Source organism: Alicyclobacillus fodiniaquatilis (genome assembly GCF_042678105.1).
GTDB classification, from domain to species: Bacteria; Bacillota; Bacilli; order Alicyclobacillales; family Alicyclobacillaceae; genus Alicyclobacillus; species Alicyclobacillus fodiniaquatilis.
On the sequence record NZ_JBHUCX010000013.1, the window covers coordinates 176,519 to 201,017 of the forward strand.

The window sequence follows — 24,499 nt, forward strand, 5'->3', positions numbered from 1 at the left end:
GCGTGATTTTTTGGATAAGGCTTTTTAACCTCGTTTATTGTAGGCATAGGCCATGTATTTGAGTTGTCGAACCTAGTCGCTATTTCTCGGGAAATGTGGATTGAAAGAGTTTGACTGAAGCAGCGAAGCTGTATTTGTGGGTTGAACTCAAAAAAAATGAACGATTGGTGAAGGAGAACTTGAAAAGAGTTAATGTAGTTTCTGCGATCATTCACGACGAAAACAACAACTTGTTCTCTCAGGGAACATTTGCAGAGCTACACTTTAAACACCCTCAAAAAACGCAAACATTAAAAGAAAACAAACCAAATCATAAATTTATGGCATTTCGCACGAACCAATTAGGATTATAGAATTTAATGCAAAGGTTGCTGCAATACGTATGGGCAACTGGAGAAATCTGAATCTTTGGATGTCTCATTGGGTGAGGTGGTGTGACGTAAAGCAGCTTATCCGCGATTCGCAAGAAAACGGTCGGCTTATTTAGCAGATTATGAAAGCGCTATCTGAGCGCGGGGGAGGTCACATGTTAAATTTACCTCCGAAGACAAGTACAAAATTGTATGGCAAGGTGCCTCGAAAGAACAAGATTCCATCGTTGCGCGGCTCGCGGCAAGAACGGAATGTGGCGGGCTATCTTTTTATTGCACCTTGGTTAATCGGTTTTTTTCTGCTGACACTCTACCCGGTGGCTTGGTCTTTTTATCTGTCGTTTACGAATGACACCTTGTTCACAAAGCCGAAATGGATTGGATTTGAGAACTTCATTCATATCTTCACCACAGATACGATGTTCGACAAATCGCTGTTCGTCACGTTTATTTTTGTAGTGATTTCGGTGCCCGTCAAGTTGTTCTTTTCGCTGATGGTGGCACTATTGCTCTCACGGAATATCAAAGGTATGTCGGCTTATCGAACGGCAATTTACTTGCCATCATTGATTGGCGGCAGTGTGGCGGTATCTGCCCTATGGAAAAACATGTTCGGGGTAACCGGATATCTAAACCACATTCTCGAGTGGTTTGGAATTCCGAGTGTTGCGTGGCTGACCAATCCAAAAACTGCACTGGCGAGTTTAATTCTCCTCAATGCATGGCAATTTGGATCGACGATGGTGATTTTTCTAGCTGGGTTGAAACAAATCCCGCGAGATTTGTATGAATCAGCTGCGGTTGACGGGGCGGGGAGATTAAAACGGCTCATCGCGATCACTTTGCCGATGTTATCTCCAGTTATGTTCTTCAACTTAGTGCTCGGGATCATCGGCGCTTTTCAGCAGTTTACTTCCGCCTTTGTCATTACCAGCGGAGGACCCTTGGACGCTACGTATTTTTATGCTTTATATCTCTATACGAAAGCGTTTACGGATTATCAGATTGGCTATGCATCGGCACTAGCTTGGATACTCTTGGTGATCATTGCGGTTCTCACGGGGATCAACTTTCTTCTCTCGAACAAATGGGTGCACTATGAGTCAGAAGGAGCGGGTGGTTGATGAACGTCATAATCGGAAGGTGGGCCGCCATCAGACACCACCTGTTTCTCACCGTATTTTCTTTTATCATGCTCTATCCAGTGATCTGGTGGATCGGCGCTTCCGTCAAGTCGAATGCGGAACTTACACTGCCGTCGCTTTGGCCAAGAAACCCCCAGTGGAGTAACTATTCAAAAGGATGGTTTTCATTGTCGGGGGTCAGTTTTACAAAGATATTTGCCAATACATTTTGGATGGAAATATGGATCGTCTTGGGCGCTGTAATCACCAGCACGCTTGTGGCTTATGGATTCGCCCGAATCAATTTTCGCTTCAAGCGCTTATGGTTTGCCGTTTTGATCAGCACGATGATGCTCCCAGGTCAAGTTCTGATCATTCCACAATACATCTTGTACAACAAATTCCATTTTGTAAACACGTATGTACCATTGATTTTACCCTTTTGGTTTGGCGGCGGGGCATTCTTCATTTTTTTACTGATCCAATTTATTAGAGGTATCCCGCGTGAACTGGACGAAGCAGCGAAAATCGATGGCTGTTCTACTTATGGAATTTATTATCACATCATCCTTCCACTCATACGGCCTGCCGTTGTCACGGTGGCAGTCTTTACTTTTCTTTGGAGTTGGCAGGATTTCTATAGTCAACTTCTTTATCTGAGTTCACCAGTCAAATACACCATTGAATTGGCGCTGAACATGTTTTTAGAACAAGGATGGCAGGTGGAGTGGGGACAACTGTTGGCCATGTCGCTGATTTCGATTATTCCGTCGATCATCATCTTCTTCAGCGCTCAAAAATATTTCGTGGAAGGCATCGTCACCTCTGGTTTGAAGGGCTGATGCTTTTGGCAAGGTGAGTTCTGGATGTCATGGTTAAAACTTTGTGTCTGTTCCCATACGGCGGCTTATACGTAGCAGATGATGGGAAAGACCAATATGCCCATGAACGATATGAGGGGGATTCAGCTATGAATTCAAAGTTCACAAAACTCGGAATTGCCTTGGCGGCGAGCGCCACTTTAACCACGGCTTGTAGCGCGGCAACAAATCAACCTAGCACATCGACGAGTGGGAAAACAAATCAAAAAGTGACGATAAATTGGTACTTTGAGGGTCCGCAAACGCGGGCAACGCCCACTCAACAGGCAATTAAGCTGTACGAAAAGCTTCATCCTAATGTGACAATCAAGGCTCAATTCGGCAGTTGGACGGGATATCAACAAAAGCTGACGGTTCTTGCAGCCGCTCACAATTTACCGGACATCGTTCACATGGATATGGCATGGTTTCAGTCATATGCATCTAAAGGTGTTTTACTGAGTCTGAACAACTCAAAGTTGGCTCAAACGATTCCGCAGAAATACCTGAATCTTTCAAAGTATAACGGACAGATTTATGGAGTCCCTGTTGGGATGAACGGGTCGGGATATGAGTATGACATCCCCGAAATCAAGAAATTGGGCTTACGCATGCCTTGGGCGAACTGGACGTATAACGACTATTTTAAATGGGCTCAACAGGCCGCTGCGAAGTTGCCCAAGGGCCATTACGCCATTGTCGATTCTTCAAACAGTTGGCAAGCGTATCAATCCTACCAACAGGCGCTTGGCGAGGGTGAAGTGTTTCCTGGTGGGAATAAAATTCACATTGTAAAAAACACCTGGATTCAGTTCATGAACATCTATGCAAAGTTTCGTAAAGATGGCGTGGTGCCACCTGCGGCGATATCTCTGAGTGAGTCTGATGGGGATCCCACTTCAGATGCACTGGTCAAGGGCTGGGCGTTGATTGTCCCTACTACCGCTGCTTCAGCTAACGTTGAATGGTCCTTACTTCCGGGCAAGATCGGGGTCGTCAACGATCCCATTGATAAAAAGGGAGGTGGCTGGCAGCAACCTACCATTTTCGAGAGTATAAGCGCAAGTTCGGCGAACGCTGCACAGGCTGAGCAGTTTCTTGGTTGGCTGTACGGCAGCGTCCAGGCAGGAAAGATTCTTGGCACATCTTGGGGATTACCTCTGAAATCGAATATCTGGAAAGCGATTGCGCCGAGCCAGTCGCAGGGTAACAAATTGGGCGAACAAATGCTACAGGTTGGCAAAGCCAAAGCCCTAGGGTTTTATCCCCTGCCCCCTTACCCGGCATGGAACGATTGGTCGACCACTTATACGAATGCGACCGAAGCAGTGATGTATGGTAAAGAATCTGTGACACAGGCTTACAACCAGATCACTCAGGCTGCACAACAGGCATTGTCTCAATCAGGCAGTTGACGGTTCTTGATGAAGCAAAGATCAAGGGGAGCCAGAGAATGATTTGGAGGCGTTTTATGAACCTGCAAAATCAAGTCATCTTCATCACAGATGCAGACAGTTCATCCGGCCAGGTGCTCACTAACTGTTTGGCGAGACAAGGCGCCCGGTTTATTTTAAATAGCGTCTCCAATGGCACAGCTAATCGCGAGGTTTTGGAGAAGTGTAAATCTGCCGGATCGAACGTCGTACTGGTCAATGTGGATTTGTGTAATCGCTCGGCTGTCCTCGCCATGCTAGAAAGGGCCGCAGAGCAACTTGGAACCGTTGACGTTCTCATTCACAACAACAACGTGGTTCAATCAACTAGGGTGGAAACTTGTGATGAAGCACTTTTTTTGGAGTTGCTCAATGTCAATGCAAAGTCAGCTTTCATTTGTACACAAGTGGTCGGAAGGCAAATGATGGCCAAACAGAGGGGGAGAATTGTGTATGTAAGTTCGATACATGCCGAAAAACCAACCGGTTCTTCGTTTGCCTATAGTGTATCAAAAGGTGCGGTAAAAATGCTCAACCGCGAAGCCGCACTCAAGTTCGGACGTTACGGCGTGAATGTTAACGCCATTGAATTGGGGGCGATCGAAGGCGATGATGCGCTGTTTCGCAGCGAGATCTCGACACTCTATGATGCGTATCAGTATAAAGTTCCGAATGCAATCGTCGGGAATTATGACGATTTAGCCCAACTGGTCATTTATCTGTGCAGTGATGAAGCACGTTTCGTAAATGGCGCTGACATCCGCCTGGATGGGGGATTTTTGCTGCATTACATGGACGCGAAAATGAGGCGGCCTCCGTCGTTTCAAGGAGAAGTGTTATGAGATTAGCGGGAAAAGTCGCGTTGGTAACCGGTGCGGGCACAGGGATTGGCAAAGGAACTGCGATAGAACTTGCCAGGCAAGGTGCATACGTTGCCATCAATTATTACGGAAACGAGACGGATGCGAAAGATACGAAGCAGCAGATAGAACAAATTCCTGGGGAAGCGATCATCGTCCAAGCTGATGTGTCTGATAAAAATCAGATCGAAACTATGGTCAAACAGGTGGCGGATCGATATCACAGGATTGATATCTTGGTGAATAACGCCGCACTACAGTTGAATTATGATCTTTTGGACTATACAGATGATCTTTTCGACAGAATGATGTACATCAATTTGAAGGGATACTGGCAGTGTATTCAAGCTGTTATTCCCTATATGAAGGAGCAACGATTCGGGAGAATCATCAATATTGCCTCAGTCCATGCCAAAAGACCGACAGATTTTGACGCAGTCTACGCCATGACCAAAGGCGGCATCAAAATGCTGGGACGAGAAAGCGCGATTGAGTTGGCGAAGTATGGTATTACCGTGAACACGATTGAACCAGGAGCTGTGAACGTGGGGAAAAAAGGACCGAAAGAAGCAAGACCTATCGTCCCACCAGAACAAGCCGCTAAAATTCAGAAAAAGCCCAATGATATGTACAAGAAATTCCCGCTGGGACGGGTTGGGCGACCTTCAGATGTTGCGCATTTGGTGTGTTATATCGCGTCCGATGAAAGCGAGTTCATGACGGGCTCGTCGATCCGCTTAGACGGCGGTAGCATGTTGCTCTAGGAAATCTATGATATCTAATCGCAAAGGAGTCTGAAGCATGTCAAAGCAGGAAACGTACGAACATACCTTAGCCCATGTGAATACGTATTCAAATCCTTCTACGCTGAAAATTACGGACATTCGCTTTACGGATATCGTCGGGGCGCCCATGCATTGCAGCTTGATCAAGGTATATACGAATCAAGGTTTGGTTGGCTTCGGTGAAGTGCGCGATGGTTCCGACAAAGTGTATGCACTGATGCTGAAAAGTCGCCTTTTGGGCGAAAATCCATGCAACATCGACAAATTATTTCGTCGCATTAAACAGTTTGGTGGGCATGCTCGCCAAGGCGGCGGTGTCAGCGGTTTGGAAATCGCGCTTTGGGACTTGGCGGGAAAGGCCTACAATATCCCCATTTATCAAATGCTCGGTGGGAAGTTCCGGGACAAAATCCGGATTTATTGTGACACGGACGTAGCTGGCAGGGATACGGGCACCGCGATGGGCGAAGCACTAAAAAGGCGTATGGAAAAAGGGTTCACGTTTTTGAAAATGGACTTGGGGATCAATCAAATCATCGATCATCCGGGCACTCTGAGTGCACCGATTGGTTTTTTGGAGGAGATGAGATCCCTATCTGCTGCTTGGTACAATCGAAAGAACAGGGACATTTCCGAGCATGAACTGCGCAATCTCCGCAATCGCCAGTACGACATTCACAATATTGCCCATCCATTTACGCAAATTCAGGTAACCGAAAAAGGACTAGATATGTTGGAACAATACGTCGCCGATGTGCGCGCTGTCATCGGCAACGAAGTTCCACTCGCCATCGATCATTTCGGGCACATCGGCCTGGAGAATTGTATTAAGCTGGGTCGCCGGATCGACAAGTTTAACCTTGCCTGGATGGAAGATATGATTCCTTGGCAGTACACGGAACAATATGTGCGATTGGCCAATGCGGTGTCCACGCCAATTTGTACGGGTGAAGATATTTATCTCAAAGAGAACTTTCGGCCGTTGGTAGAAGCTCGCGGCGTGTCGGTGATTCATCCGGATCTGCTGACAGCAGGCGGTATTCTGGAAACGAAGAAAATCGGTGATATGGCGCAAGAATATGGCGTGGCCATGGCGATTCATATGGCGGAAAGCCCGATCGCCTGTTTGGCAGCCGTTCACGCTGTTGCCGCTACGGAAAATTTCCTCGCACTGGAATACCACTCTGTCGACGTGGATTGGTGGGACGATATCATCATCAGCCAGTTGCCAAAACCACTGGTTCAAAATGGATTCATCACGGTTTCTGATGCGCCGGGGCTGGGAATTGAAGAACTGAACGATGAAGTGATTGCGGCGCATGTGCATCCGGATATCCCCGGGGTATGGGAGTCCACTGATAGCTGGAATGATTATTTGTCCAATGACAGACTATGGAGCTAAAAATTCAAACGTGAGGTGTTCTATATGAAATTCGACAATTATGAAGATATCATACAAATAACGCCGCTGTGGACAGGGGAGCGCTTTGCCAATGGACGTCCCAAAGTTCCGGAGGATATCCTACGGCGTATGCGCAGGATCACACTGGAGGAAGCATGGGGGCCACTCTGGCACCGAGGGTATCACTATCAGTTTGAAGGGGATCTCAAGATGATCCATCCGAACAAAGTGATCGTCGGCCGTGCGGTCACGGCTGTGATGGTGCCGATGCGTCCAGACTTACACCAAACGCTATTGAACTACGGCCATGAACAGGAAGGCCGCCACGGCTTCTTCAATCAATGGGTAATCGACTCATTGGAGGAAGATGATGTCGTTGTTGTCGACATGTTCGATAAGGTTTACCGGGGCACTTTCGTGGGCGGCAATCTTTCGACCGCGATCGCTTCACGCACAAAGCGGGGCGGAGCCGTCATTTGGGGTGGTATTCGCGACACGCAGCAGGTGATTGAGATCGAGAATATCAATGTCTATTACCGCGGCAGCGATCCGACGGCAATTGGCGACGTGACGTTGGTCGGCATGAATGGGCCGACCCGCATTGGGCGGGCCATTTGTCTACCGGGTGACGTCGTCTTAGGTACGCCAGCGGGCATTGTTTTTGTTCCAGCGCACTTGGCGGAGATTACTGTCGTGAATGCTGAGAAGTCTCAAGTCAGAGATATATTTGGTTTTGTTCGCCTCAAGGAAGGCGTTTATTCAACAGCGCAAATCGATGCATCATGGGGTGTTTCACTTTGGCAGGACTTCTTGAGTTGGTTCGAACAAGACCAAGCTGCCTCTGAGTATCGCCATTTGACATGGGATGCGGAGCTGGCAGAGGCGCGGAACCGGGAGGAAAGCGGGCCTGCAAATGACGTAAGGGTTTAGTTGCAGGGAGGGCCACATAGGCGGAGGATAAGTGGCATTATCGCGCTTATCTTTCGCCGTCCTTCTTTGGGCGAGTTCGACCAAACTCCGCAGGTTGTTCCTCACATTGTCGTCTAGTTTCCGTAGGTTTCGCCGTATGCGATAACAGGCACCAACCACATATTTTGAAGTGGTATAATTGCAAAATGATCAAAATAGATTCTCGTGATGACTTCCTCATCTGGCAATTAAGTCACATTCCTCAGAGGTGTTTACTGATGGAAGATGGAGTTATTCAGAAAGCAATTCGCTTGATGGAATCTGATTTTCAGGTCATTACCCTCACTGCAGTTGCGGAAAAATTGTACTTAACGCCAAGTTATCTGAGTCATCTGTTTAAGCATCTCACGGGAAAATCCTTTGTGGAACATCTAACCGAAATTCGTATCAAAGAGGCAAAAAAATTACTTTTGGAAACTGGTATGAAAAATTACGAAATATCTGATGTGATTGGCTATCAGAATGCGCGGTATTTCAGCCAAATGTTTAAGAAACATGTGGGGTTGCTTCCAAATGAGTTCCGCTCTGTGGCCGTTTCTGTTTATCACAAATTGAAGCGAATGTTCATTGAGGGTGAGTTTGTTTCAGGCCAGACCCTCTTCGTCTCGGAGACAGCCGAGCGCTTGGCTGTGAGTCAAGATGTCGTCCGCGAGGCCTTGGTTATCCTGGAGAAAGAAGGACTGTTTACAACCTATCGAAACGAAGGAACCACCGTATCCGACATCACCGTCAAGGATATCAGGGATGCATTTGAGCTGCGGGAACTGATTGAAGGTTACGCGGTTCGCGAGGTGATGAAAACGCTTAAATCTTCCGATGTGTTGTATTTGGATAAACTCCTCGAAAACATGGATGTCGCTGTGCAAGAGGACAATTCTTACCGGATGATAGAGTTGGACATGAACTTCCACGAGTTTTTTTACGTGCGCTGTAGCAACGAGGCAGTTCTGAAAACATGGAAGTCGATTAAGAACAAGATCATGCGCTTTAACGCCATGACAAACAAAGGATATACGAACGAAGGGCTCCGACTAAACCACACCAAACTGAAGGCAGTTATTCAATCAGGTGATGTGAACTACACAGTAAGGCAGTTCATCGAACATATGCAGGGATATCGCCGGTTTAAAGATCCCATATGAATGCCTTAAAGACCAGAAGTGTGCAAGTCTAGGGGATGCGGTGGGGCGATGAGGTGCACGGTTTCCTTGCCCGCCGTGGGCGGTTAGGAGATTACGATCACGCCAAGAATTTGTGATTTCATGCATACTCGCGCAAGGCATGAGCCCATTGTTTATTACTGTTGTTCTGAAGCGCTTTAGGTTCAAGTACCACTGCTTCGGCCCCGTACAAAAAAATAGTCGGCAATGAAAGAGTTCCCTACGACAGGTACTGCTGCTTCAAGTATGTCCTTCCCATTCACAGGGACTTGGATCTCCTCCCAGGGGAAGATCCAACCTTTATCGCGGAATAGTTTAATTCCCTTTTCCATCAGTTTGACGCTTACATCCACTTTATACGGACACGATTGTAATGATCGCTAGTCATAACAAGTACGTTGTGAAATGATGATGGTACATAACAAGTCGTGTTCGGAATATTAAATCTAATCTGTTGAACCCGGTTTTAAAAGGAGGATTTCCAATGCCTGATACACATGACACACCTCAATGTTCGTTTTGCGATAAAACGGCTGGACAATTTGGTGTCGCCATCATTTCAGCAAAAACACAAGGTGTCTATATCTGCGATGAATGTGCAATAATGACTGTCTTCGGTCCTGTGATGGAAATGCGTGGCGGGAAGATTGACTTCGTGCTTCCAACTGGGGATAAAACTCATCTTCAGTCTTTTGGCGACAACTTCTTGGGCGCAGAGTACTGTCCAAAATGTCGCACATATAGCGTCGAACTTGGTACACCTGTAAAAAACACTTGTATCAATTGCGGTTCGATCTTTCCTGCACGAGAAATGGTTAAATATGAAGACTTAGATTTAGAGTAAAAAAGAACAAATGGCTGATTGAAAAGTAATCGTATTGCTGTGATCTAAAATCATATGAACTGTACTTTCATATCTGAACAAAGCATCCATGACAAACGATTATTTGTACATCTGCTTATGGAAGACTATAACAAGTTATTATGGAAGGAAAAATAGGGTCTTGCCTGCAACGGGCTTCTTTTTTGCTAATGATCTTAAACAATTATTCAATACATCCCGTTTTCGAAGATGCAGCCAATAGTTTCATAAATTGCTTCAAGTCGTGTCCAAACCAGACTGTGCCAGATGTACTGTCGGCGAGTTGTTGCAAATAGGCTACACCTTGCATATACCCCGCCTCACTCACGTAGGTCTGTGGGAGATTGGGCGCTGTACCATAGCAGTCCGCAGAATAGGCTGCATCGGATGCGAGAATGATGGTCCCTTGCTCACGCAGATTCACCTCTAAAGCCAGCATGCCATACGAATGCCCCTGACCTAAGTTATGAACGACCAAGCCCGGCAGCAATTCAAATGGGCGAGCGTCATAAGGCACCGTGCGTACGTTTAGACTTGCGCTCGCCCATGCTTGCACGTCTTGGCGGACAAAATCGACAGACTCCAAGCCTGTGCCGAGTTCTCTTTGTGCAGCATGCCACTCCCATTCGTGAACCAAGATTTCAGAATGGGGGAAGAACTCAAGGTTTCCGGCGTGATCGCAATGCAAATGAGAGCAGACTACATATCGAATATCGCTAGGCTTGACGCAAAGTTGTGATAGACGCGTGAGCAGCATGTCCTGAGGCCCCGCCAGCCATGGGTAGGCTGTCTGTAACGCTGAGGGCCAGCGGCCATGCACGCCCATCGAATTTGGGTGACAACCTGCATCAAACAGCACGTAGCCTTGTGGGTGTGAGATGAGTACAGCGTATATGGGATACACCGTGTTCTGTAGATTGATGTTGTGTGACCACGATTGGGCCGAAGGAGCAGGCGGAAACATCCGCCCATTATCGAGGATAAATAGGCAGATGTCTCGTGTGCTCGCCGGGTACAGTGTGCTCATGAGGACTGAAACCAACTGTTTACGAGTGACTGATTGGCGGAAATCCACTTTTTGACCCCTGCTTCTTTGCTGCTTGCCGTGTTTATATCGTTTTCCAATGAGCCAAGTTGCTGCTGATTCAACTTAAAGTTTTTCAGCCATTTTGCCACTGTTGGATTGCTCTGTGCCCATTTTTTGTTGGCCTCAGTCTGTATCCAGCCCGCTTTTCCGAAACTGCCTTTTGGATCCTTGAGATATTTTAGATGCCATTTTGAGAAGGCCCAGTGGGGGCTCCAAAGTACAACGACAACAGGTTGTTTTTCATTATAGTCCTTTTGCAATTGTGCCAACATGGCGGTTTCGCTGCTGTTGACGAGTTTCAGACTGAGATTGTAATCTGGAATGACCGTTTGTTGGATGGTTTGGGTTTCACCTGCACCGGGATCAATTCCGATAATCTGATTGCCAAACTCCTGTGCATGTGCGTTGAGTTGTGATAGGGAGTCGATATTTACATAGTCAGGTACAACGAGACCCAGTTTGGTCTGTCCTTGATACCATTTGCCGAGGTCGGTGAGGGTCGACTGGTACCGCTGCATGTAAGTTTTATCCGTTGTTGGCAACCAGACGTCAAAATGGACGTCTATGGACCCCGATGAAAGGGCTTCAAACAGTGGGCCAGCCTCCATTAGCTTTGCGTCGACGTTGTACCCCTTGCTCTCAAGGAGTTGTTTCCAGAGATAGACATCGGCCACATCCTCCGCCCAGTCTACGTAGCCCAGTGTAATCGTCTCTTTGCTCTTTCCCGATTGGGATGTCGATCCCGCTCCGTTAGATGAGGATGGTGATTGATTTGACGTACCACATGCCGTTAACAACGTTCCGGATAAAGTCATCATCGCAGCCATTCCAAATAGCTTTCTTTTATTCATAAGTTTCCCCTTTCTAGGTTTGCTCTTGACTTGTCTTTTCTAAGTGTTTGAAAATCTCCCCGGTTTCTATGAAATCCGTAAAGCGATTCAACCAGTCGTAGAACTGGAGTGCGTTGCGCATGTCCGAAAGAAGTTTCATTGCATTTTGATGATCGGGGGATGGATCCTCGCAAGCCATTGTCTCTAGGACGGGCTTAACCTTTTCGGCCATGCGCAAATAGGCCTGTCGTTCTGCCCGCAGGGTACCGACCACAAAGACAGGGAAGTTGTGAAAAAAATCTTTTTCAGCAGTGTAATAATTGCGGTGTCTGTCTTTGTCCCAATACTTCTGCGCGCTGCCGGTGTCGACTAACGCTTTTAATGCGTTGTGGACACTGGCACGACTCATGCCGACAGCGGTTTGGATTTCATCAAAGGACATGGGTGCATCTGCAACATACAGCAGGCCGTAAATGCGGCAGACTGACTGTGGCAGTCCATGTACGCTCATCGTCTGCTCCATTGCCATTGCAATCTGCTCACGTATATCTTGGATCTCCTTTTGCACTTTCATTCCTCCATTTGCCCTAGCTGTGATGGGAGACGAATTTGTACAGGACATCAGCTATCTGTTGTTGATCAAGCACTTGATGTCTACTTTGTCTAAAAAATATTATACATTGTTTACACTGAGTTGCAAATGCATGTGCAGTGCGGTACAGAACAAAGGAGAACCGTATACGGGATAAAACACTCTGGCTCAAGGTATACCACCATCAAGAACAAACCAGGAGGTTGTGGTGAAAGGGGCACTGAGTCGGCCATTGAACATCAATTTTGAAGCGAATGAAACGGCTGATATCAGTTCGTGGAACCCATGTTCGAAAACTGGAATGTACGATTTTCGACACGTTTAATAACAAACGGGATTATTATCTTTAAAATCTAAAGTATTAATGGAGTGTGCGAGAGGAGAACACAACAAGCACACCGACTTGCGTACGGCGTGCTTGTTGTGAAATAGCTTATCGATATGACAAGTTACCCATACCGAGAGCGTCCCCGAATGGCCTAATGCACTGATGACTTATGCCATTCTTCCCACTGTTCAGCTAGTTTGAGACATCTTTGCCGATGCACGTTTGAATTTCCGCACTCTACCATCTGAAAGGGAGGTTCTGGATCAAAGAATTGATTCGTCACTTGTCTTAACGATATAATGCGTCCCCAGAAGTGGATATCACGGTCTGCAAGTGCCTCTTTTCGGAGACCTGTGACGAGCGGAGAAACGAATAAAGGCAGTTTAGTGATTCCGGAAATTTGTATTGCCAGCAGGCTAACATCAAGGTCCTCATCTTCGAATCTGTCGATGATAGCTTCTACATAATGGCTCCGAAGTGTGGGGCGACATAGAATGTGGTATAGTGCTGCGGAACGTACTTTGGCGTTGCTATGCTGCAAAGCAGATGTCAAATAGGTGTCATCTAGCTGATGTTCCCCCTGTGCTGATTTACACATCGCAGCAGAGCGAACGATTGGTGATTCGCTGGAAAATGCGTCAGACAGCATGCGCAACCCATGTGGCGAAAATGGCGTAGCAAGGGAAAAAATAGCCTCCACGTTGGTTGTGGCATCAACTGTCCCTATTTTGGGGAGATCTTCTTCAGGCATCGAGTTTATTGCACGATGCCGCGCAAAAGAGGATGGCTCAACATCTGGTTCGTATTCACACAATGATACTGAAGTCCGAACCGAAACCACGCCGGCGCGCAGGTCTGACCAATGGTTGCTCTTGAAGGCCCCCTTAACAAGAGCATGCTTCACTTGCTCGTTTGTCCATTCCGGATGCGCTTGCCACAGGCAGGCAGCGGCCCCAAGCACAATTGGTCCTGCAAACGATGTTCCTTCATTGCGGGCGTAACCTTCGGGCACATCATCTATATCTTTGTATGGATGGGCAGCTAACATTCGAGAATTTCCCCAAGGGAGCACTAGATTACCTGTGGGTGCGAAAATTTCCGGCACCCACTTCCCACAGAAAGTTGTACCTCTTGACCCATGATATGAAGACGCATTTGCAATTTTTCCGTCATTTGGTATGACAATGCCACCGACAGATAAAACGGATGGGGCGCAAGATAGTGAACACAAGCTCCCCGAATCGGCTGAATTACCTGTGCAAGATACTACAAGGATGCCTAAATCCGATAGTTGTTCGCAGAGGATCGCACTATTCTCCAATTGCCATGGTAGCAGTGGGGGATGAGGTCTCGTATTAAAGGATACAAGAACTCCGCGAATACCAAGTTTCCAACCAATGTCCCTGACCCATTCGAGCGCGGAATCAAGCGCAAAGTCTTCGGGGCCTGTGTTATGTGCAGAAATAAGATAAAGTTCTGCATCAGGGGCAATGCCCGCATATTTGCCATTGGATAGCAAGCCAGTCCCAGCTGCCGCAGCTGCTGTCTGCAACCCATGGATACCAGTCTCCCAAGGGCCTGTATGGTCTGCATTCATTAACTCTGGTTCTACTACACCACGTCCGATCCGAATGATGTACGTATTCCGTACACCACTTGAAGATATGTCTGGGTGGTTGGGAAAAGTGATGTCTACAATGGCAATTTTAACTCCGTGTCCTGTCAACTCACTTGGAACATCCAAAAATTCACGAATAGACGTCCAATTATTGCGCGTTGATTTCAGTTTTCATTCCTCCCTAAATACAAAAAGCCACGTAGTATACATACACCCGTGGCAAATAAAAAAAAGCCCAGGCTCCGTTGCCCAGGTCATGCAGTCGGAGCGAATTAGCGCTCCGAAAAATAAGTGAGGGCAACAAGTGATTTCGTAAAATTGCGTATGAACAATATCATTGACCTCACTCCTTCCGAACACCTATATTGGATATATCATACAGCCACACTAATGATCTGTAAAGATACGAATTAAAACATAGATGTAATAGTGGTTAGTTTCAAATCTGAAAAACAAGTAATGGATGGAACTCATCCTTGCTGTACTTGTCGAAAAAGAATTGGAGCGGATATCGTGAGAATCGCGACTTTCAACTTATGGAACAGCGATACAATGCGAGAACGGCGGATAGAGGCCATATGCCACGAAATGAAGCAGGTCGATGCAGATATTGTAGCGCTTCAAGAAGTGTGGATGCACGGCAGTTGCGGGGTGGTTGACTGGATTGCAACAAATTGCGGGTATGCGCACACAGTATATCGTCAATATCCAGATGACCAAAATGAGGGATTAGCATTCATGAGCAAACGACCTATAGCGTCTGTTTCAACGATTTGGGACAGTGTTCCTGAAAAGCAGATCGCGATTCGTGCCGTGATAAAATTGCCGCATTCAAAAGTAGCTGTCACGAATGTTCACTTAGATTGGAGTTCCGCCTTAACCAGGGAGAATGAAATTGTGGAACTAGAACGATGGCTTAGTGCTCAGTATTCATCCGATACATACGAGGTATTGTGTGGGGATTTTAACGGAGATGCAGACTCCAGTGTGCACAGATTTCTTACAGGTAGGCAATCCCTTGGCAATCGGGCAACATTGTGGACTGACGTGGCGGAATACTATGCTGATAAACGCCAAAAGAGTTCTTCTATCACCTTGGACTTTTATCATCATCCGCGTTGGTCGGGTGTAGCCAATATAGAAATTCCAATGAGATGCGATTGGATTTTATTGAAACAAGATTACCCGAATCCATCACCAGTGATTCAAACTGTACGCACCTTCGGTACTGCTCCTTCAGGTACGACGGGCGTGTTTCCAAGCGACCATTATGGCGTGGCTCTTGATACGGATTTCCCGGCCACACCAACCCAATCTGACAAATAAGCAGTTCATCTCGCCTCAAACCGTCCCCACAATTCACCTTTCACGCGTAAAGACACAGAAGGTTCGACTTCAACAGGATGTGTCTCATCAATAGACCATCGATACTTTTGCAAAATCCGGGTCATCACCAGCGTGACTTCCGTCTGGGCAAGCGTGTTTCCGATACAAGTACGACTGCCTGCGCCAAACGGGATGTAGGCAAAACGGGGCCAAGTGTGTTCCAGGGCCGGATCGAATCGTTCCGGCAGAAACTGGTCAGCATCTCTAAACCACTGTGGATCACGATGCAGCAAATACGGGCTGATGATCAGGGTGGATTTTGGACGGATGGTGACGTCATCGGTTTCGATGGGCGCGATGTTTTCACGCAGCATGGTCCATGCGGGCGGGTAAAGTCGCAGCGTTTCGCGCATGACTTGGCGTAGGTAACCCAACTGGCGGACATCGACGTAATTCGGGCGGTGTGTGCCGAGTACGGTGTCCACTTCCGCATACAGCTTTGGGCGCACATGTGGGTTCTCGGCAAGTGTATAAATCATCCAACCGAGCAGGTTCGCAGTCGTTTCATGGCCAGCGATGATGAAGGTGACCAATTGATCTCGGATTTCCTCAACGGGCAAAGCGGTTCCGTCTGCGTTTTGTACATTGAGAAGAAAGGTCAGCATGTTGTTCTTGCCGGTTGTGTTCGCAGTGTTCTGCAACAATTGCGCGATGATGGCATCGAGCGTACGCACTGCCTTGTGGTGGCTGCGATTGGCGCGTGTGGGCAACCAGTACGGCAATGGGACGGATTGCATCAGGCGTTCGGCGCTGTATTGCACAATTTCTTCAATGATGGCGTGCAACGCGGCGCGATCGGATCCTACTTTTGTTCCAAACAGCCCTTCAAAGACGATGTCCAGCGTCAAATCAAGCAATTGCTGCGTGATGGAGATGGAATGCCCCGTGGCCCAAGTGGCAATGCGCGCATCGGTCAGTCGCAGGATATCATCTGTCAGTTGTTCGATGGCCTCCGCGTGAAAGGCAGGCTGCAATTGACGGCGTTGACGGGCGTGTGTCTGCGCTTCACTGGTCAGCAACCCTTCGCCAAGTGTCAGACCGAGGATCTTTGCAGAAGCGCCCTTGATAACTTTGTCCTCATCCAAGGCCAGAATCACACGGACGAGATCTGGGTGATGGATGATATACGATGTTTTCCCGGAGACGTTCGGCACGCGGACGAGATCGCCCAGGGATTGTGTGCTTGCTAAAAACGAGATGGGATCACGCCGGAAGCGACGATAATGGCGGATGGGATTGCCGGTCAGTACACCTTCACGCAAAGGCATGTCATTTCACCTCTATCTATCTTTCAGAAACGTTCAGACGCCTTGTAGGGTTTAGGCAAGTGATTTCATGGTAACAAATTGCGTGGTACAAAGACAGCGCCGTCCAGCAAGGAAGACGCAGGAGAATGGCAAGAAATAGAGTATTCCTAAAATTGATAAATCTCGCTGTGAACTGAATGCGAAAGGGTGGGGCAGAGAACGTGAATGAACTTCATTTGAAACAACTCACAAACAAACAACCTTTTTGCGCAGGGGTCATTTTGCGCGACGTGGAGGGCATTGTCGTCACGCTCAACCCTGACGGCATGCCGCCTGATGTTGAAAATACGGCTTGGCGAGTTGGCGGCGTTGGCGGCGGGCAAGAGCCAAATGAATCCATTTGGGCGTGTGCGCTGCGCGAAGCCCATGAAGAACTCAGTGTGGCAGCCGAGTTGATCCATTCGCCAACCACATTTTTTCACGATCTCGATAGCGGTGAAATCTCCCCGGTGAGCGTCGTGGATGACCTCGCTCCATTGCTGTTTGAACGAAAGACGAATCCCACACCGCATCAACCGTATCGTCCAGGTCTCCCAACAGGGCCATATATCTATTTTGCTACATTTCTGGCCAAAGTCGCGCATCTTGAAGACATTTATCCAGGTGACGACGTGCAAGCGCTCATGGTGTTGCCTCCGACGAGATGGGGGGACATCGAAAAAGGAGTCACTCTGCAGGCGATGATAGATGCGGGCATTCGGGTGATTTGTAGAGAAGGCGTGGATACCCAACGTCGACTTTGGGCGCCGGAGAACGAATCATCTGCAACGGTGATGAAACTGCTCCAAGCGCATCCATCTCTGTTTGAGCGTTGAGAAGTTGAGGCGGATGCAGGCTTAACAATGGACGGAGGCGGAGCAAATGATGGGGAATTTTGACGTGCATCATAAGTCGGGGCGGATGGCGGCGTTGATACGGTTGCCAGATGGGGATGCATGCGTACGGATCTATAACTTGCGGACAAAGGAAGTGATCGGCGAGATCGACCCATGGTTTCTGCCGCAGGGTCCTTTGTTTTCGCCAGATGGCGCACAGCTCACGTTCTTCGGCAATGATGGGAAACTCTACGTGTTCGACATCGAACGCCAAGCGGTTGAACAGGTCATTGACGACCCGGGATTGGACGCCAGCTTTGGGGTGTGGTCTCCATCAGGAGATGCCCTTGCCTTTTCCGCGTTTCAACCTGCGGACAAACATCATCCGCCCGACATCTACACGCTGGATTTGCCCAGCGGCAAGGTGATTCAGCTGACAAACAGCCAAGCGGTTGACCGCTTCCCACAATGGTCGCCTTCTGGGAGGCACATCGCCTTTCATCGCCAGCATTTACATGTGCAAGGCGTTCCTAAATCGATTCAGGTGATGGATGTGGTTTCTGGGGAGATGGAGGAATTCATGCCAAGCGAAGGCATGAGTTATGACTTTGCGCGCGGATGTTGGTCGACCGATGTCAGCTGTTTGTTGGCGATGGAGCAAAAGGCAGATGTGCATCGACTGCAACTCATTCATGTTCAACACAAACAGGCGCGCGAAATTGCGGCGGGATCAGATCTCCTCGGCGCTACTTTCTTTCCTGATGGTCGTCAAATCCTCATTGTCCGACAGGGACAGTTCGAGATCTTGTCCTTTCCAGATCTACACTGCAAACATTTGATTCAATTGCCGAAGGGAACACAGATCCTGCAGGGCTTCCGCGGACCGAATGTAGTGCCAGATGATGATGGGATTGGTTTCGCGACGACTGACGCGACGATTTATCGCTGGACTGCGCACGAAGGACTGCGTTCGCTGATTCATATCGACGACTGCCAGCTTAGCAAGCCGGAGTTCGAGTACGAGCAGTACACCTATCTTGCGCCGGATGGACGTAGTATACCGGCTCATCGGTTGATCCCGCCACATCCCAAAGACTTGGCCATCGTCTATGTGGTTGGAGGGCCGCGCGACGAGATCAGTCTCAACGACCGTGTGTTGTTGCGACTGGTGAAAGAGGGATATGAGGTCATTTGCCCTGCCTATCGTGGGTGTCGAGGATATGGCGTAGAACATGAAGACGCGCACATCGGAGAATACGGTCGCGTGGATGTTGCAGATGTCATTGCCTGTGGCAACGATTGGCGCAGGCGGACTGGCGGTCAGCGACCAGTGGCTGTGATGGGGTTCAGCTATGGCGGATTTCTGACTTTGCTTTCGCTGGCCCAAGCCGATGCAAATTGGGCTTGTGGCATTTCACTATGGGGCGCGACTACAATTGAAAATATGGGTTTGCATGTGCCGAGAGCGTACCCTGATGATCCCATTGAAAGAGAAATTGCTCAAGTGGAGCGTTCCCCCATCCAACAGGCATCAAAGGTACATGCGCCGCTGCTGATACTGCACGGTGGTTGCGATACAACATCAACCAATGAAGATGTGGAGTTGATACAAGCGCGTGTCGAAGCCGCAGGTATGCCGTGTAAGCTCGTCATCTATGCGGATGATGGCCATGGACTGATGCGTCATCGCCGTGAAATGTTTGCGGAAATCTTGAGCTACTTGGAGCAGTATGCTGGGTAATGACGGGCACGCGAGGAGATAAAGGAGAGGAATTGCAGACCCTGTTGGTGAAGTGGTTGAGGTAGAGACAATCACGAATTCATCCAGAGACAAGTGTGCCTTCCTTTTGCTTAAGCGTTTGGTTTTCAGGTGTCACGAATGAAGAGTACAATTTGGAGGGACTAGAAATGATCGAGATTGAACAAATTCACCACGTGAGCTTGGCTGTAAGAGATCTATCGAGAGCAAAGGAGTTTTACTCTGGAGTTCTCCAATTCTCCGAAATTGAGCGTCCGCCATTTGGATCAAGAGGGATTTGGTATGCGATAGGGGATCGGCAATTGCATTTATCAGAAAACTCAGAAGCGGAAACGCTACGCGCCAGTGGAATTGATGATCGTGAAGGACACTTTGCCATCTGGGTAAAAAGCTACAGAAGTACGATTGACTGGTTGCAAAAACAAGGGATTGCTTATAAAACAAAGCCAGATAGCATCGCGGGTTTTTCTCAAATATGGATAATTGACCCTGACCATAACGTAATTGAATTTGATGCTGAATTTAACTCGTAAGTACGAATGTGGTGACAGTTAGCAGAACACGGATGTCATGAGCCCTATAACGCCTATGGTTTTCAATGATCAGATGCACGGGCGCAATTCACTTTCAGGTATAGGAAAGAAGGAACTTCGTGACGCACACCATGCGTATTGTCGCCATGCAAAAAGAACAAATTGGCGATTTAAACAAAACAAATGAGCCATTTTTGCTATTCGGCAGACTTGTTCCTACGTTTCATGACGATGTATGGTCGTTTACGGAGGAACTGTTCGAGATGCCATCTGAAACAAAATTTCCGGATGATCGGATAGATTGTGAAGCATATATCAGTCAACCGGACAAGATCATCTACCTTGCATATGCGGATGACATCTGCATTGGCCAAATTCGGCTGGTCAAACAGTGGAACAAGTATTGCTACGTAGAAAATCTGGCCGTGTGTCAGGCTTATCGACAAAGCGGTATCGGGAGGCAGTTGTTTCGCAAAGCGGAGGCGTGGGCAAAAGAACGGGGATTGCTTGGCATCACGTTGGAGGCGCAGGATGACAATCTGGCTGCCTGTCGATTTTATCAAAAAATGGGCATGGCATTAGGCGGCGTCGATACGATGCGCCATGCGTTTAACCTGAATATCGACAAGGCTTTGTTCTGGTATCTGAAGTTTTAATTTGTTGTAGGGTTTGAAAATAGAATTTGTGTAACTTGATATGGTAAGCCACAGCACGATAATTAGTTTACCCTTTTTAGGGGATGTACACGATCTATTCAGCTATCTCCAGACCAAAGACGCTCTTGATGTGCGGTACATGTGTTTTTCCGAACACATCCGTTGCATTAGAGCGTCTTTTTTATTGGTAGTAAACAACCTTTCCTTACACAAATTCTTTATTTTGTCTTGCGTATAAAATCTATCGCAGATCGTGGTCAATTGTTTTGGTAGATCTAAAATACAAAAATAGTATATTGTAATGAACGGATATAACATATATAAATCATAAATTACACACCTTAAGGCGTAGAAATCCGCTTCAAATCTAAATTAACATCGAGATAATTCAATTATTTGGGTAATGAAAACGCTTATTTCTTTGTTGACAACTAAATAACCTGTATGTTCTAATGCATATTAGATACAACATTAATACATATATAAGGGAGGTTGGTGGGTTAAATATACGGAGTGGATGGATTATTATATCGGAATTATTTTATTGGATTGATGAAAGCGGTTTATCTTGATGAAGGGATTCAAAAAGGGGGAACTAGAGATTGGAAAAGTCAAAAGCTGTGTTAATCGCCACAACAGTGTTGATTGCAATGGGGGCGACGGTCGGATGTGGTAACGCTTCCGGTGGTGGAAAGAGCAACGGTAAAATTACGCTGACAATCAGTGAGTGGACGAATCCACCGGCTATCGCTGCAACGAAGAAGCTGGATAAAGAATTTGAAAAGGCGCATCCCAATGTGACCATCAATCTTGTGGATGCCCCGACTTCCGGAAGTGCGTGGACCACGCTCACGAACACAGAAATGAAGGCGCACAATGTTGATGTGATGGCCCAGTATTCGATTAGTGGTCAAGTTCCGCAGTCGTATATGACGGGACTGCAACCTTCAACGCTTGAGGAATGGATCGATGCGGGAGATATCAAGGATCTGACAAATGAACCATTTATGAAAAAAGACTTCCTGCCTGGAATACAGCAACAAATGATGGGCTATAAAGGGAAGATCTGGGGAGCCACGATGGCTTCATATGGTCGCGGTGGTGTCTTTTACAATGAGGCGCTGTTTAAAAAATACAATTTGTCCATCCCCACGACTTATAGCCAATTGTTAAATGTATGCAAGGTTTTTGCCGCACATGGAATTACGCCTTTGATGGTTGGCGCGAAAGACGGTTGGGATCAGATGATCACGGAGGATGCAATCCAACAGATGATTCCGCATAGCGACGCAGATGCCTTAAATAAGTCGCTCTGGACAGGAAAAACGACATGGTCCAGTGATCCTGTGTTCAAGACGGCGATGACTGAGTATCAACAGCTCTCGCAATATTTCGAACCAAATGCATTTGGTGAACCATATGCACCAACCCCGGGCTTGTTCGCAAACGGGAAGGCAGCAATGTTGGTGGACGGCACATGGGATGGTTTATCGATTGAACAGGCCAATCCTAAATTAAAGTTCTCGTGGTTCCCGTTGCCGATGACGCAAGATCCGGCGAAGAATCAAATGCAGGTGGCGGGGGACTTCACTTGGGTGATCCCAACGAAGGCGCCGCATGCCGCACTCGCATTAGACTATGTCAAATTCTTCTCTGAACCAGCTCATTACAAGCAATGGGAGAACATGGTTGGTGCCATTCCGACTGAAAAAATGTCAACTGTAAATCTACCTTGGATGAAGACTGAATTGCAATATTCACCAAAGAGCGAGCAGGAATTTCATATATTCCAACCGACGGCTGCTACTGGATCACTTTTATATTTCCCGAATGACACGGCGTATCTCAAACCACAGGGGCAGTATTCGCTAGCTGATCTATTAAGTAAATCTACGCAAGAGTGGTTGGCGGCAGTTCATCACTGAGTTGATGAATGACAGGCAACATTTGGCGAATGAATGTGGCACTGATTCTTGTTTTTCGGTGCCACATGATTTTAAAAGAACCCGGTTGAGGGGGGAGAAACTTTGAATGCATTTGGACGGAGCGGTTGGCAACGATGGGCCCCGTTAATTGGAATTATTCCTGCACTAGCCCTTTATATTGCGTTTGGCATATACCCATCCGTAATGACTGGTGTATATTCGTTTACAAATTACAGTGGAATTGCCGGAACACCTATAAATTTTATTGGATTCCAGAATTATGTTGAGGCATTTACAAGCGGCATTTTCTCAATGCTCCCAGCCATTAAAGTGACACTGATTTTTGCAGTGAGCGTGACCATCATTCAAAACGCGCTCGGATTGCTGTTGGCGATTGTCTTTAACAACAAAGTACATGGCGTGGTTTTCTATCGCGCGGTCGTATTTTTGCCGTTGGTTCTCAGTGTCACTGTGACAGGTATGCTATGGTCACTCATTTTTGCGCCAGAAGGCGGGATCGCGGAACCAATTTGGAAAGCGATTTTTGGCCATGCATCATCATTTTTTGGATCTTACAGTCTAGCATTGCCTATGGTCATCGCGGTTCAGATCTGGCAGAGTGCCGGGTTCACGATGATGATATATCTAGCGGGTTTGCAGGCGATACCGAATGATTTGAACGAGGCGTCAGCGCTTGATGGCGCAAATCGTTGGCAAAGATTTTGGGGAGTCACTTTTCCGATGGTTGCCCCGTCGATCACGGTTAATGTTTTGCTGTGTATTATCGGTTCTCTTGGTTCTTACGATTTGATTTACGTGTTGACAAATGGGCAATTTGGCACGCAAACGCTGAGCATGTACATGTTTAGTACAGCGTTCCAGGGCTCCAATGAACTCGGTTATGCATCGATGATTCAGATGTTGCAGTTCGTTTTGGTGCTCATCGTGACAGTGATCATGCAGTGGTATCTCAGGCGTAGGGAGGTCCAATTATGACGAGATCGGAACGGGTGACAAACCGGGTCGTGGTTCATACTGTCGGGATCATCATTTCCGTTGGGATTTACCTACTTCCGTTGTTGTATCTGCTGATGATTTCTCTGAAAAGCACACATAACTTTTTGACGTCGCCGCTATCCATTCCAAATCATCTGGAATGGTCCAACTTTGTTTCGGCGTGGCAGCAGGGGTCATTCAGCGCATATTTTGTCAACAGTATTATTTATACTGTTTTCATTACAATATTTACCTTGCTGATATCTTTAATGGTGGCATTTCCGGTAGCAAGGAATATGTGGAAATTCTCAAATCTAGTATATTTGTTTTTCCTGATATCCTTGTTTTTGCCTGGCGGGTTGATTGCCTTATTTGCAGAGAGCCAAACTCTTCACCTGTTCAATAACCGCATTGGATATATTGTGTTGAATGTTTCTACGGGATTATCTTTCTTCTTCTTTGTCGGGTATATCAAGAGCATACCTAAAGAATTGGATGAAGCGGCAGTGATGGATGGGTGTGGTTATTTTCGGTTCCTATTTACCATCTTGCCACCTTTAATTCGACCGGCTTTAGCATCAATGGGGCTGTTTACCGCAATTGGCGCGTGGAACAACCTGATTGGTCCTGTCGTGTTCTTGTCGGATTCTAAGTTATGGCCGCTGACTCGCGGATTGTTTGCCTTCTATGGACAATTTGGGAACAATTGGCCGCTTTTAAGCGCTGCGATCATCATTGTGATGGCGCCGCTGATTGTCTTGTTCGTCTTCCTTCAGCGCTACATCGTACAGGGCGCTATGGGCGGCGCAGTGAAACAATAAGTTTGTTTGTTGGTTTAGGA

General features: G+C 47.3%; 23 protein-coding genes. 18 read left to right on the forward strand and 5 right to left on the reverse strand.

All coding sequences use genetic code 11. The annotated features are described in order from the left end of the window. Positions 1–110 precede the first annotated feature (110 nt). The 10 genes from ACFSB2_RS03905 (at position 111) to ACFSB2_RS03950 (ending at position 9,808) form a co-directional block, all read left to right on the forward strand. Positions 111–353: a hypothetical protein gene (locus ACFSB2_RS03905; protein ID WP_377941413.1), complete on the forward strand. Its 243-nt coding sequence runs from the start codon at positions 111–113 to the stop codon at positions 351–353. A 173-nt stretch (positions 354–526) separates the two neighbouring features. After that, complete coding sequence (locus ACFSB2_RS03910; protein WP_377941414.1) at positions 527–1,495, forward strand: carbohydrate ABC transporter permease; 969 nt, start codon at positions 527–529, stop codon at positions 1,493–1,495. Further along, positions 1,495–2,337 (forward strand): carbohydrate ABC transporter permease, encoded by an 843-nt coding sequence (locus ACFSB2_RS03915; RefSeq protein ID WP_377941416.1) that lies wholly within the window; start codon positions 1,495–1,497, stop codon positions 2,335–2,337. The genes ACFSB2_RS03910 and ACFSB2_RS03915 overlap by 1 nt, the downstream gene beginning before the upstream one ends. Before the next feature lie 128 nt (positions 2,338–2,465). Beyond that, positions 2,466–3,770: an ABC transporter substrate-binding protein gene (locus ACFSB2_RS03920; RefSeq protein WP_377941418.1), complete on the forward strand. Its 1,305-nt coding sequence runs from the start codon at positions 2,466–2,468 to the stop codon at positions 3,768–3,770. 56 nt (positions 3,771–3,826) lie between these two features. After that, positions 3,827–4,630, forward strand: coding sequence for an SDR family NAD(P)-dependent oxidoreductase (locus ACFSB2_RS03925; protein ID WP_377941420.1), 804 nt, complete (start codon positions 3,827–3,829; stop codon positions 4,628–4,630). Next, positions 4,627–5,412 (forward strand): SDR family NAD(P)-dependent oxidoreductase, encoded by a 786-nt coding sequence (locus ACFSB2_RS03930; RefSeq protein WP_377941422.1) that lies wholly within the window; start codon positions 4,627–4,629, stop codon positions 5,410–5,412. The genes ACFSB2_RS03925 and ACFSB2_RS03930 overlap by 4 nt, the downstream gene beginning before the upstream one ends. A 37-nt stretch (positions 5,413–5,449) precedes the next feature. After that, positions 5,450–6,835 carry a mandelate racemase/muconate lactonizing enzyme family protein gene (locus ACFSB2_RS03935; protein ID WP_377941423.1) on the forward strand — a complete coding sequence of 462 codons (1,386 nt, stop codon included), beginning with the start codon at positions 5,450–5,452 and terminating at the stop codon, positions 6,833–6,835. Positions 6,836–6,859: 24 nt separating this feature from the next. Next, on the forward strand, positions 6,860–7,765 hold the full coding sequence (locus ACFSB2_RS03940; RefSeq protein ID WP_377941424.1) for an RraA family protein: 906 nt from the start codon (positions 6,860–6,862) through the stop codon (positions 7,763–7,765). A 257-nt stretch (positions 7,766–8,022) separates the two neighbouring features. Then, on the forward strand, positions 8,023–8,946 hold the full coding sequence (locus ACFSB2_RS03945) for a helix-turn-helix domain-containing protein (protein WP_377941428.1): 924 nt from the start codon (positions 8,023–8,025) through the stop codon (positions 8,944–8,946). Between the two features lie 502 nt (positions 8,947–9,448). Continuing rightward, the gene (locus tag ACFSB2_RS03950) at positions 9,449–9,808 is read left to right on the forward strand and encodes a ClpX C4-type zinc finger protein (RefSeq protein WP_377941430.1); all 360 of its coding nucleotides are present in this window, start codon (positions 9,449–9,451) and stop codon (positions 9,806–9,808) included. Between the two features lie 202 nt (positions 9,809–10,010). On the opposite strand, the gene ACFSB2_RS03955 is transcribed toward ACFSB2_RS03950, so the two are convergent. From ACFSB2_RS03955 to ACFSB2_RS03970, 4 genes are all read right to left on the reverse strand, one after another. Beyond that, positions 10,011–10,853 (reverse strand): N-acyl homoserine lactonase family protein, encoded by an 843-nt coding sequence (locus tag ACFSB2_RS03955; RefSeq protein WP_377941432.1) that lies wholly within the window; start codon positions 10,851–10,853, stop codon positions 10,011–10,013. Beyond that, positions 10,850–11,764, reverse strand: a complete 915-nt coding sequence (locus ACFSB2_RS03960; protein WP_377941433.1) for a glycine betaine ABC transporter substrate-binding protein — start codon at positions 11,762–11,764, stop codon at positions 10,850–10,852. The genes ACFSB2_RS03955 and ACFSB2_RS03960 overlap by 4 nt, the downstream gene beginning before the upstream one ends. Before the next feature lie 13 nt (positions 11,765–11,777). Then, positions 11,778–12,311 (reverse strand): GbsR/MarR family transcriptional regulator, encoded by a 534-nt coding sequence (locus tag ACFSB2_RS03965; protein ID WP_377941434.1) that lies wholly within the window; start codon positions 12,309–12,311, stop codon positions 11,778–11,780. Positions 12,312–12,814: 503 nt separating this feature from the next. Then, positions 12,815–14,407: a S8 family serine peptidase gene (locus ACFSB2_RS03970; RefSeq protein WP_377941435.1), complete on the reverse strand. Its 1,593-nt coding sequence runs from the start codon at positions 14,405–14,407 to the stop codon at positions 12,815–12,817. 333 nt (positions 14,408–14,740) lie between these two features. Between ACFSB2_RS03970 and ACFSB2_RS03975 the strand changes: the two genes are divergently transcribed. Then, positions 14,741–15,607, forward strand: coding sequence for an endonuclease/exonuclease/phosphatase family protein (locus tag ACFSB2_RS03975; protein WP_377941533.1), 867 nt, complete (start codon positions 14,741–14,743; stop codon positions 15,605–15,607). A 5-nt stretch (positions 15,608–15,612) separates the two neighbouring features. Here ACFSB2_RS03975 and ACFSB2_RS03980 read toward each other — a convergent pair whose 3' ends face one another. Next, complete coding sequence (locus ACFSB2_RS03980) at positions 15,613–16,935, reverse strand: cytochrome P450 (RefSeq protein WP_377941436.1); 1,323 nt, start codon at positions 16,933–16,935, stop codon at positions 15,613–15,615. Positions 16,936–17,135: 200 nt separating this feature from the next. Between ACFSB2_RS03980 and ACFSB2_RS03985 the strand changes: the two genes are divergently transcribed. From ACFSB2_RS03985 to ACFSB2_RS04015, 7 genes are all read left to right on the forward strand, one after another. Then, positions 17,136–17,789 (forward strand): NUDIX hydrolase, encoded by a 654-nt coding sequence (locus tag ACFSB2_RS03985; RefSeq protein ID WP_377941437.1) that lies wholly within the window; start codon positions 17,136–17,138, stop codon positions 17,787–17,789. 49 nt (positions 17,790–17,838) lie between these two features. Further along, on the forward strand, positions 17,839–19,530 hold the full coding sequence (locus ACFSB2_RS03990; protein WP_377941438.1) for a S9 family peptidase: 1,692 nt from the start codon (positions 17,839–17,841) through the stop codon (positions 19,528–19,530). A gap of 167 nt (positions 19,531–19,697) precedes the next feature. Continuing rightward, positions 19,698–20,081 carry a VOC family protein gene (locus tag ACFSB2_RS03995; protein ID WP_377941439.1) on the forward strand — a complete coding sequence of 128 codons (384 nt, stop codon included), beginning with the start codon at positions 19,698–19,700 and terminating at the stop codon, positions 20,079–20,081. Positions 20,082–20,200: 119 nt separating this feature from the next. Beyond that, entirely contained in the window at positions 20,201–20,737 is a 537-nt protein-coding gene (locus ACFSB2_RS04000) for a GNAT family N-acetyltransferase (protein ID WP_377941440.1), read from the forward strand. Positions 20,738–21,339: 602 nt separating this feature from the next. Then, positions 21,340–22,662, forward strand: a complete 1,323-nt coding sequence (locus ACFSB2_RS04005; RefSeq protein WP_377941441.1) for an ABC transporter substrate-binding protein — start codon at positions 21,340–21,342, stop codon at positions 22,660–22,662. Positions 22,663–22,764: 102 nt separating this feature from the next. Beyond that, positions 22,765–23,658, forward strand: a complete 894-nt coding sequence (locus tag ACFSB2_RS04010; protein WP_377941443.1) for a carbohydrate ABC transporter permease — start codon at positions 22,765–22,767, stop codon at positions 23,656–23,658. After that, a complete protein-coding gene (locus ACFSB2_RS04015; RefSeq protein WP_377941445.1) occupies positions 23,655–24,479 on the forward strand; it encodes a carbohydrate ABC transporter permease in 825 nt (274 codons plus the stop codon). The genes ACFSB2_RS04010 and ACFSB2_RS04015 overlap by 4 nt, the downstream gene beginning before the upstream one ends. Positions 24,480–24,499 lie beyond the last annotated feature (20 nt).